The 10,016-nt window shown below is 47.6% G+C and carries 6 protein-coding genes; 5 read left to right on the top strand and 1 reads right to left on the bottom strand.

What is annotated here, in order from left to right:
- Positions 1-105 precede the first annotated feature (105 nt).
- The 5 genes from gltB to can all read left to right on the top strand — a co-directional run bounded on the left by gltB (position 106) and on the right by can (position 8,558).
- On the top strand, positions 106-4,557 hold the full coding sequence (gltB, locus tag GY843_RS12240) for a glutamate synthase large subunit (protein WP_297310008.1): 4,452 nt from the start codon (positions 106-108) through the stop codon (positions 4,555-4,557).
- 80 nt (positions 4,558-4,637) lie between these two features.
- Positions 4,638-6,059, top strand: coding sequence for an FAD-dependent oxidoreductase (locus GY843_RS12235; RefSeq protein WP_297310006.1), 1,422 nt, complete (start codon positions 4,638-4,640; stop codon positions 6,057-6,059).
- 126 nt (positions 6,060-6,185) lie between these two features.
- The gene (gene hemE, locus GY843_RS12230) at positions 6,186-7,250 is read left to right on the top strand and encodes a uroporphyrinogen decarboxylase (RefSeq protein ID WP_297310004.1); all 1,065 of its coding nucleotides are present in this window, start codon (positions 6,186-6,188) and stop codon (positions 7,248-7,250) included.
- A gap of 60 nt (positions 7,251-7,310) precedes the next feature.
- Entirely contained in the window at positions 7,311-7,772 is a 462-nt protein-coding gene (locus tag GY843_RS12225; RefSeq protein WP_297310002.1) for an SHOCT domain-containing protein, read from the top strand.
- A gap of 57 nt (positions 7,773-7,829) precedes the next feature.
- Positions 7,830-8,558, top strand: a complete 729-nt coding sequence (gene can, locus GY843_RS12220) for a carbonate dehydratase (RefSeq protein WP_297310000.1) — start codon at positions 7,830-7,832, stop codon at positions 8,556-8,558.
- 52 nt (positions 8,559-8,610) lie between these two features.
- On the opposite strand, the gene GY843_RS12215 is transcribed toward can, so the two are convergent.
- Entirely contained in the window at positions 8,611-9,882 is a 1,272-nt protein-coding gene (locus GY843_RS12215; protein ID WP_297309998.1) for an aminotransferase class I/II-fold pyridoxal phosphate-dependent enzyme, read from the bottom strand.
- Between the last annotated feature and the right edge of the window lie 134 nt (positions 9,883-10,016).

The raw sequence follows: 10,016 nt of genomic DNA, 5'->3' as shown, positions 1-10,016 counted from the left end.
ATCACGTGTAGAATGGCTGTCCCTTTTTGCTGAGTGGCGCATATATTGCAGCAGAAAGAGTTTTCAAGATATTGATTTTTAAGTATTTTTAAGTGGGAATGGCTTATGAGCAAAGGTCTTTATCGCCCCGGTGAGTTTAAAGATAACTGTGGCTTTGGCCTTATGGCACACATGCAGGGTCAGGCTAGTCACGATCTGCTGGAAAAGGCGATTGAAGCACTGGCGTGTATGACACACCGTGGTGGTATTGCTGCTGACGGCAAAACTGGTGACGGGTGTGGCCTGTTGATGCAGAAGCCTGACAGCTTCATGCGTACAGTTGCGCAGGAAGAGTTGGGAGTAGAATTGGGTGAGCACTACGCAGTAGGTATGATTTTCCTACCGCGTGATGCTGCTAAGACAGAAGCTGCACGAGAGGCAGTTAATGCTGCTATTACAGCGGAAGGCTTGGGTGTGGCTGGTTGGCGAGTTGTGCCAACGGATGAATCCTGTCTGGGACCTATCGCGAAAGATACGCTGCCTTTAATTGAGCAGGTATTTATCAAGGCTGAAGGTAAAAGCGAACGTGAGCTGGCGGTAAGCCTGTTTGTGGCGCGCCGTAAGGCTGAAATTGCGATGTCTGCAGATGAAGATTTCTATATCTGTAGTTTCTCCGACAAAGTCATCTCCTATAAAGGTCTGACGATGCCGGTCGATCTGCCGGTATTCTTTAAAGATCTGGCAGACTCGCGTCTGGAAACGGCGGTTTGTACTTATCACCAGCGTTTCTCTACAAATACAGCGCCACGCTGGCCTCTGGCCCAGCCTTTCCGCTTCTTGGCTCACAATGGTGAGATCAATACTGTAGAAGGTAACCGTAACTGGGCTAAGGCTCGTGCGGGTAAATTCTCTACAGATCTGCTGCCTAATTTGGATGACCTGCAGCCAATCGTTAACACTACAGGTTCAGATTCCTCCAGTATGGATAACATGCTGGAATTCCTGCTGGTTGGTGGTGTAGATATCTATCGTGCGGTACGCATGATCGTTCCTCCGGCATGGCAGAATGTAGAAACTATGGATGCAGACCTACGTGCATTCTATGACTACAACTCTATGCATATGGAGCCTTGGGATGGTCCGGCAGGTATGGTAATGACCGATGGTCGTTTCGCTGTATGTATGCTTGACCGAAATGGTTTACGTCCATCACGTTGGGTAATGACCAAGCAGGGTTATATCTGTACTGCATCAGAAATCGGCGTATTCAGCTATCAGCCAGAAGATATTGTGGCTCAGGGTCGAGTTGGGCCAGGTCAGATTCTGGCAATTGATACTGAAACTGGTGATGTTCTACATACTCAAGATGTAGATAACCGTCTTAAAGCTGCTCAGCCATACAAAAAATGGCTAAAAGAGAATGCTCTACGCCTTGAACAGACAATGAATCTGGAAGAAGAGTCACGTTCATTCCCGGAGATGTCCGCGGATGAAGTTAAGACTCACATGAAAATGTTCCAGGTTACCTTTGAAGAGCGTGACCAGATCCTGCGTCCACTGGGTGAATCCGGTATGGAAGCAATCGGTTCTATGGGTGATGACAAGCCGATGGCTGTACTGTCACACCGTGTACGCTCACTGTATGACTACTTCCGTCAACAGTTCGCTCAGGTAACCAACCCACCAATCGATCCTCTGCGTGAGGCGATTGTAATGTCTCTTGAAACCTGTATTGGTTCAGAGCAGAACGTATTTGAAGAAACACCACAGCATGCTCGTCGTGTAATTCTGACTACGCCGGTACTGTCTGCGAGTAAATTCAACCGTCTTCGTGATAACAAAGAAGAGGGTTTTGAAGTTGCTCAGATCGACCTGAACTACAATCCTGAAAAACAGTCGCTGCAAGCAGCGATTGAGGGTATTGCAGATCAGGCGGAACAGAGTGTTCGCGATGGTAAGGTAATCCTGATTCTGACAGATGCTTATCTGTCTCGCGGTTCCCTACCTGTGCATGCCGCTCTGGCAACAGGTGCTGTTCACCATCGCCTTATCGATAAAGGTCTGCGTTGCGACGCAAACATTATTGTAGAGAGTGGCACTGTACGTGATCCGCATCACTTTGCTGTTTTGTTTGGCTTCGGTGCGACGGCTGTATTCCCGTATCTTGCATACCGTGTGCTGAATGATCTTTGTGCTGCAGGTGAGGTTCAAGTGGACCCGCTTCAGTCACATGAGAACTATCGCAAAGGCATCAACAAAGGCCTGATGAAGATCTTGTCTAAGATGGGTATCTCCACAATCGCCTCTTACCGTGGTGCGCAGCTGTTTGAAGCTATTGGTCTGAGTTCTGAAATCGTTGACCTGTGCTTCAAAGGTGTTACCAGCCGAATTGAAGGTGCTCGCTTTGAAGACTTCCAGTTTGAGCAGGGCCTGCTGGCTAAAGAAGCTTGGACTGCGCGTAAGCCAATTCAGGCAGGTGGTCTGCTGAAGTATAAGCATGACGGTGAATACCATGCTTATAACCCGGATGTGGTTCGCACTATTCATGAAGCGGTTGAGACAGGCAGTCAGGACGCTTACCAGCGTTATGCTGATCTGGTTAACAACCGTGGTTATGCAACTCTGCGTGATATGTTGGGGCTGCGTAAGGACGTTAAATCGATCTCCATTGATGACGTTGAACCAGTAGAAAATATTTTCCCACGTTTCGACTCTGCTGCGATGTCTCTGGGAGCACTGTCCCCAGAAGCTCATGAAGCGCTAGCGGTAGCGATGAACGAACTGGGTGGCCGCTCTAACTCTGGTGAGGGTGGTGAAGACGAAGCTCGTCACGGCACGATGAAGCGCTCTAAGATTAAGCAGGTTGCTTCCGGCCGTTTCGGTGTGACACCTCAGTATCTGTCCAACGCAGAAGTTATGCAGATCAAAGTAGCTCAGGGTGCTAAGCCGGGTGAAGGTGGTCAGCTGCCAGGTGGTAAGGTAAACAGTTTGATCGCACGTCTGCGCTACTCTGTGCCAGGTGTGACTCTGATTTCACCTCCGCCGCATCACGATATCTACTCTATCGAAGACTTGGCTCAGCTGATCTTTGACCTGAAACAGGTAAACCCTGAAGCACTGGTATCGGTGAAACTGGTATCTCGTCCAGGTGTAGGCACAATCGCCTGTGGTGTTGCCAAGGCATATGCAGATCTGATCACTATTTCAGGTTATGACGGCGGTACTGCGGCATCTCCAATGACCTCTATCCACTATGCAGGTTCTCCTTGGGAGCTGGGTCTGGCTGATGCGCATCAGTCTCTGCGTGGTAACCAACTGCGTGGTTCTGTACGTCTGCAGACAGACGGTGGTCTGAAAACGGGTCTGGATGTAATCAAAGGCGCCATTCTGGGTGCGGAAAGCTTCGGTTTCGGTACTATGCCGATGGTTGCGTTGGGTTGTAAGTACCTACGTATTTGTCACCTGAATAACTGTGCGACCGGTGTTGCAACTCAGAACGATAAACTGCGTGAAGAACACTTCCGCGGTACGGTTGAGATGGTTAAGAACTTCTTCCGCTTTGTGGCAGAAGAAACTCGTCAGATCATGGCTCAGCTGGGTGTTCGTACTATGGAAGAGCTGGTAGGTCGTGTTGATCTGCTGGAGATTCTAGATGGGGAAACACCACGTCAGAAGAATCTGGATCTGTCTCCAATTCTGACTTCTGCAGGTGATGAGTTCCCGAATACTTGTCAGGTAGAGCGTAACGAACCATACGATCTGGCTGAACTGAATACTCAGATGCTGGCGCTGGCTGAGCAGGCTATCGCAGATAAGACTGGCGGTGAATACGAGCTGGTTATCACTAACTGTGACCGTTCTGTAGGTGCACGTACTTCAGGTGCTATTGCTAAGCAGCATGGCAACCTGGGTATGAGTGATCAGCCGGTAACCTTTAAGTTTAAAGGCCACGCGGGTCAGTCCTTCGGCGTTTGGAACGCTGGTGGTCAGAATCTTTACCTTGAAGGTGATGCCAATGACTACGTTGGTAAAGGTATGGCCGGCGGTAAGATCGTTATCCGCCCATTTGATGAAGTGACATTCAAGTCCAATGAAACTTCCATCATGGGTAACACGTGTCTGTATGGTGCGACTGGCGGTAAGCTTTTCGCAGCAGGCCAGGCGGGTGAGCGTTTTGGTGTACGTAACTCCGGCGTACATGCGGTTGTTGAAGGTGCGGGTGATCACTGTTGTGAATACATGACAGGTGGTCTGGTAACGGTACTGGGTGCAACGGGTTATAACTTCGGTGCGGGTATGACAGGTGGTTTCGCCTACGTACTGGATCTGGATAACAGCTTTGTGGATAAGTACAACCATGAGCTGGTAGAGATTCAGCGTGTCCACACTGAAAATATGGAAGCTTATAAAAATCATCTGCGTTCTGTGATCATTGAGTTCACTAAAGAGACAGGTAGTGCCTGGGGTCAGGAGATCATCGACAATCTTGATGATTACATCGGCAAGTTCTGGTTGGTTAAACCAAAAGCTGCCAGCCTAGGTGACCTGTTGGCAAACATGCGTACCCGCCCTGAATAAGAGCGGGTCTGATCTAAGCAGATGAAGAATAATCCGCAGCTGTTTGTGTTACTGACAGCTGCCATGAAGAGGTGAGGACCATGACTGACCGTTTAAATAACGATTTTCAGTTCCTCGATGTGGGCCGCGAAGGGCCACAGAAAATTGATGCAGACGAACGTAAGCAGGGCTTTGGTGAGATCTATGAGCCGTTTGCGAAAGATGATGCGTCAGAGCAGTCTCATCGTTGTCTAGAGTGTGGCAACCCGTACTGCTCTTGGAAATGTCCGGTACATAACCATATTCCGAACTGGCTGAAGCTGGTTTCTGAAGGAAATATTTTGGAAGCGGTAGAGTTGAGTCATCAGACTAACTCTCTGCCAGAAGTATGCGGTCGAGTTTGTCCACAGGATCGTCTGTGTGAAGGCGCATGTACATTGAATGATGGCTTTGGTGCAGTAACCATTGGTTCTGTTGAGAAGTACATTACTGATACGGCTTTCGCAATGGGCTGGAAACCTGATATGTCTCAGGTGCCTCAGACTGATAAACGCGTAGCGGTAATTGGAGCAGGCCCGGCGGGAATTGCAGCCGCAGACGTTTTAGTACGAAATGGCGTAAAACCAGTAGTATTTGATCGTAATCCTGAGATTGGCGGTTTGCTAACGTTTGGTATTCCAGAATTTAAACTGGAAAAAGACGTAATGTCCCGTCGTCGTGAAATCTTTACTGAAATGGGTGTTGAGTTCCGTCTTAATACTGAAGTTGGTAAAGATATCCAGATGCAGGATCTGATTGACGAATATGATGCAGTCTTCCTGGGTATGGGTACTTATACCTACATGAAAGGTGGTTTCCCTGGTGAGGATCTGGAAGGTGTTCATGATGCGTTGCCATTCCTGATCTCCAATGTGAATAACTGCCTTGGCTTCGAACAGGATGAGAACGGTTTCATCGACATGAAGGGTAAGAAAGTTGTAGTTCTGGGTGGTGGTGACACTGCGATGGACTGTAACCGTACTTCTATCCGTCAAGGTGCAGAGTCAGTTATCTGTGCTTATCGTCGTGATGAAGCCAACATGCCGGGTTCCAAGAAGGAAGTTGAGAACGCTCGTGAAGAGGGTGTTCAATTCCAGTTTAACCGCCAGCCTGTAGAGGTTGTTGGTGAAAACGGTAAAGTTACTGGTATCAAAGTAGTTAGCACGCAAATGGGTGAGCCTGATGAAAATGGTCGCCGTCGTGCTGAGGTAGTTCCAGGTTCTGAGGAAGTGCTGGAAACGGATGTGGTTCTTGTTGCATTTGGTTTCCGTCCAAGCCCAGCACCATGGTTTGCTGACTTTGGTATTGATCTTCACGAAGATGGTCGTGTTAAAGCACCTGAACAATCTTCTTTCCCATTCCAGACGACCAACGAGAAAGTTTTCGCTGGTGGTGACATGGTGAGAGGTTCAGATCTGGTAGTAACAGCTATTGCTGAAGGCCGTAAGGCGGCAGAAGGTATTCTCGACTACCTTGAAGTGTGATCCTATAGATCGAAAAAGGCCGCTTACAGCGGCCTTTTTTACGATCTAAAGAAGCAGGTATTTCTGCTCAGAAATCGTTAGAATAGCGTCCAGATTAAATTTATAGATACTAAGTGATAGAAACAGATGGCTGAATTGAAAAATGATCGTTTCTTGCGAGCTTTGCTTCGCGAACCCGTTGATGCGACACCAGTATGGATGATGCGCCAGGCTGGACGCTATCTACCAGAATATCGTGAAACTCGTGCCAAGGCAGGTGACTTTATCAGCCTGTGCAAAAACAAAGAACTGGCATGTGAAGTAACGATTCAGCCACTGGAACGATACGATCTGGATGCTGCGATATTGTTTTCTGACATTCTGACTATCCCTGATGCAATGGGTCTGGGTCTTTACTTCGAAACGGGTGAAGGTCCGCGTTTCAAGAAAATCATCCGTACAGAGAAAGATGTCGCTGACCTACCTGTACCTGATGCGGCGACTGACCTTGATTACGTGATGAATGCGGTTAAAGAGATCCGTCGTGAGCTGAACGGACGTGTTCCTCTGATCGGTTTCTCTGGTAGCCCATGGACACTAGCAACCTACATGGTTGAAGGTGGTTCCAGCAAAGATTTCCGACACATCAAGCAGATGATGTACGCAACTCCAGAAATCATGCACGAGCTGCTGAATAAACTTGCACAGTCTGTAACGGAATATTTGAACGAACAGATTCGTAGTGGTGCTCAGGCGGTGCAGGTATTTGATACTTGGGGTGGCGCTCTGAGTGGTCCGTGTTACGAAGAGTTCTCTCTGAAATATATGAAGCAGATCGTAGATGGTCTGATTCGCGAACATGATGGTCGTAAAGTACCAGTGATCCTGTTCACTAAAAATGGTGGCCAGTGGCTGGAGTCAATGGCTGAAGCAGGTTCTGATGCACTGGGTCTGGACTGGACAACTGATATTGGCAATGCCCGTGCTCGCGTGGGTGATAAGGTTGCTCTGCAGGGTAATATGGATCCAAGTGTTCTGTATGCGCCAGCAAATCGTATCGAGCAGGAAGTTGATTTTATTCTGAGTCGCTTTGGTAATGGTTCAGGTCATGTGTTTAATCTGGGGCATGGTATTCACCAGTTTGTCGACCCAGCACAGCCTAAAGCCTTTGTTGATGCGGTGCATGAGCTCAGCGCTAAGTATCATTCTTAATTAATAGTTATGGGAATTTAGTTCCCCCGTTAAATAATTCTTCAGATCAAGGAAGATAAAATGTTAAAAAAAGTAGTTCTTTTAACTACGGCAGCAGTTGTGTTGAGCGGTTGTGCTGGTAGTGCCAATCATGAAGTTGTGACTGCCTATAATGCGTCTGACGATTCAATGACTTGTCAGCAGCTGACTTCTGAGCAGGTTCGGGTTCAGGCGATTATCAATGCGGTGAATCAGGACAAAAATGATGTTACTGGTAAAGATTTGCTGGATGGGATTTTATGGTTTCCGTTCAACTTAATTGCAAAAAACAGTAACTATGAATCAGCGCTCAACGCTGCGGGGGCTCGTCTAAGTCGTATCGATAATTTGCGCCGCGATAAGGAATGCAGCGAGGAACAACTAGCTGAACAAACAAAGAATCTGGAAGAGCGGCTCAAGGAGTTAAAGAGCTTAAGAGAAAAAAATCTCATCACGGAAGAAGAGTATGCTGCTTCCAGAAAGGCCGCCTTGTCTAAAGGGTAACCCTTCTGAGAATTCTATAGCGGGCACATGTGCCCGCTTTTGATATAAGAAATAGCGATGGAAAAACTAACCGATTTACTTGAAAAGAACCGCGAATGGGCGGAAAAAATTAATCAGGAAGATCCTGAGTTTTTCGAAACATTAGCGCAGCAGCAAGCGCCGGAGTATCTCTGGATCGGTTGTTCTGACAGCCGTGTACCTGCCAATGAAATTGTAGGCATGCTTCCAGGTGAACTATTCGTCCACCGAAATGTGGCGAACGTCGTTGTACATACGGATATGAACTGCCTTTCTGTAGTCCAGTATGCAGTTGAAGTGCTAAAGGTTAAACATGTGATGGTTGTGGGCCACTACGGTTGTGGTGGTGTTGCAGCATCAATTGAAGAGCAACCTCATGGCTTGATCGATAACTGGCTGCGTAATATCCGCAGGGTTTACCAGAAACACCGCGATTTTCTTTCCACTTGGGATCATTCTCACCAGCAGCTGGACCGTTTATGTGAATTGAATGTTATTGAACAGGCGGTTAACCTTTGTGAAACAACCATTGTGCAGCAGGCGTGGGCTAATGGTCAGGAGCTGACTGTTCATGGTTGGATCTATGGGTTGAGTGATGGCTTGGTAAATGACCTTGAATTCAACGCTTCGGGTGCTGAAGAGGTCGAGCAGCAGTATCAGTTAGCAATGGATAAGATGGGTAAGTTGCGTGAGCTTGCTCAGGCATCTGATAAGAGCCAGCATGATGCGCGAACCCTTTGGGATAAGGTTAAATCTATCTTTGAATAAGATAGGAATATAAAAAAGGCCGCATTAGCGGCCTTTTTTATTTCGGTATTTATCAGATAGCAGCCAGAGCCTGCTCCAGATCTGCAATCAAATCATCAGCGTGTTCGATACCCACTGAAAGTCGAACCATCTCAGGTGATACACCTGCAGATGCAAGTTCTTCATCATTTAACTGGCGATGAGTCGTTTCTGCCGGAATAGCAGCCAGAGATTTACAGTCACCGATGTTAACCAGACGAGTAAAGATCTGCAGTGCATCATAGAACGGTGCTGTTGCTGCACGCCCGGATTTCAGGCCAAAGCTGATAATGCCGGAAGCTTGTCCGTTCAGGTATTTCTGTGCCAGCTCGTAATCTTTATGGCTTTCCAGACCTGCATATTTAACCCAGCTTACCTGATCGTGCTGTTCTAGGTAGGAAGCTATTTTCTGGCTGTTTTCGTTGATGCGTTCCATACGCAGTGCCAGAGTTTCCAAGCCCTGCAAGATCATAAATGCGTTCATTGGAGAGAGCGCAGCACCTGTGTTACGTAGAGGAACGACACGGCAGCGGCCAATAAATGCAGCTGGACCTAGCGCTTCGGTATAGACTACGCCGTGGTAAGAAGCATCTGGAGTGTTAAGTAGAGGGAAACGTTCTGCATTATCCGCCCATGGGAACTTACCGGAATCAACTACTACGCCACCAATAGAGTTACCGTGACCGCCAATGTATTTCGTGACTGAGTGAACAACAATGTCTGCACCGTGTTCGATTGGGCGCCACATTGCTGGGCTTGGTACGGTGTTATCCACAATCAGTGGGATGCCATTGCGATGAGCAACATCCGCCAGCTTCTCAATGTCTGCGATGCCGCCAGATGGGTTGCCTACTGATTCACAGTAAAGCGCTTTAGTGTTTGCATCGATCTTGCTCTCAATATCTGTCATGTCATCTTTATTGGCAAAGCGTACATCAATGCCCTGATGTGGAAGAGTATGAGCAAACAGGTTGTAAGTACCGCCATAAAGCTCGCTGGTAGAGATAATATTATCTCCAGTCCGTGCGATCGTTTGGATGGCGTAAGTAATCGCAGCCATACCTGAAGCAACTGCAAGGGCTGCTATACCACCTTCCATCTCAGCTAGACGTTTTTCAAGCACGTCAGTCGTCGGGTTCATAATGCGGGTGTAAATATTACCCTCGACCTTCAGGTCAAAAAGATCTGCACCATGCTGCGCATCATCAAAAGCATAAGATGTCGTTTGATAGATCGGAACCGCAACGGCTTTGGTGGTAGGGTCAGGTGAATAGCCACCGTGAACGGCAATGGTTTCCAGTTTCATGAACATCTCCTTTGATGCGCAAGTGAGTACTTGTTTTTATGTAAGAGCTCGATTGTAGTGCAATCATAAAATAAAAAAAGATCTATAGGTTATAAGCAGAGCCTTGGGTAGAATCAGCATTAATAACGATTGCT

Origin of the sequence: Neptuniibacter sp. (assembly GCF_024231755.1) — a bacterium.
In the GTDB taxonomy this organism is placed as follows: domain Bacteria; phylum Pseudomonadota; class Gammaproteobacteria; order Pseudomonadales; family Balneatricaceae; genus Neptuniibacter.
This window is presented reverse-complemented; position numbering and strand designations above follow the sequence as displayed.

What these genes read in the sequence shown, in the direction of transcription:
- hemE (WP_297310004.1), top strand. Translation starts at nt 6,186, where the DNA reads ATGGCTGAATTGAAAAATGATCGTTTCTTGCGAGCTTTGCTTCGCGAA.
- GY843_RS12215 (WP_297309998.1), bottom strand. Translation starts at nt 9,882, where the DNA reads ATGAAACTGGAAACCATTGCCGTTCACGGTGGCTATTCACCTGACCCT.
- gltB (WP_297310008.1), top strand. Translation starts at nt 106, where the DNA reads ATGAGCAAAGGTCTTTATCGCCCCGGTGAGTTTAAAGATAACTGTGGC.
- GY843_RS12225 (WP_297310002.1), top strand. Translation starts at nt 7,311, where the DNA reads ATGTTAAAAAAAGTAGTTCTTTTAACTACGGCAGCAGTTGTGTTGAGC.
- GY843_RS12235 (WP_297310006.1), top strand. Translation starts at nt 4,638, where the DNA reads ATGACTGACCGTTTAAATAACGATTTTCAGTTCCTCGATGTGGGCCGC.
- can (WP_297310000.1), top strand. Translation starts at nt 7,830, where the DNA reads ATGGAAAAACTAACCGATTTACTTGAAAAGAACCGCGAATGGGCGGAA.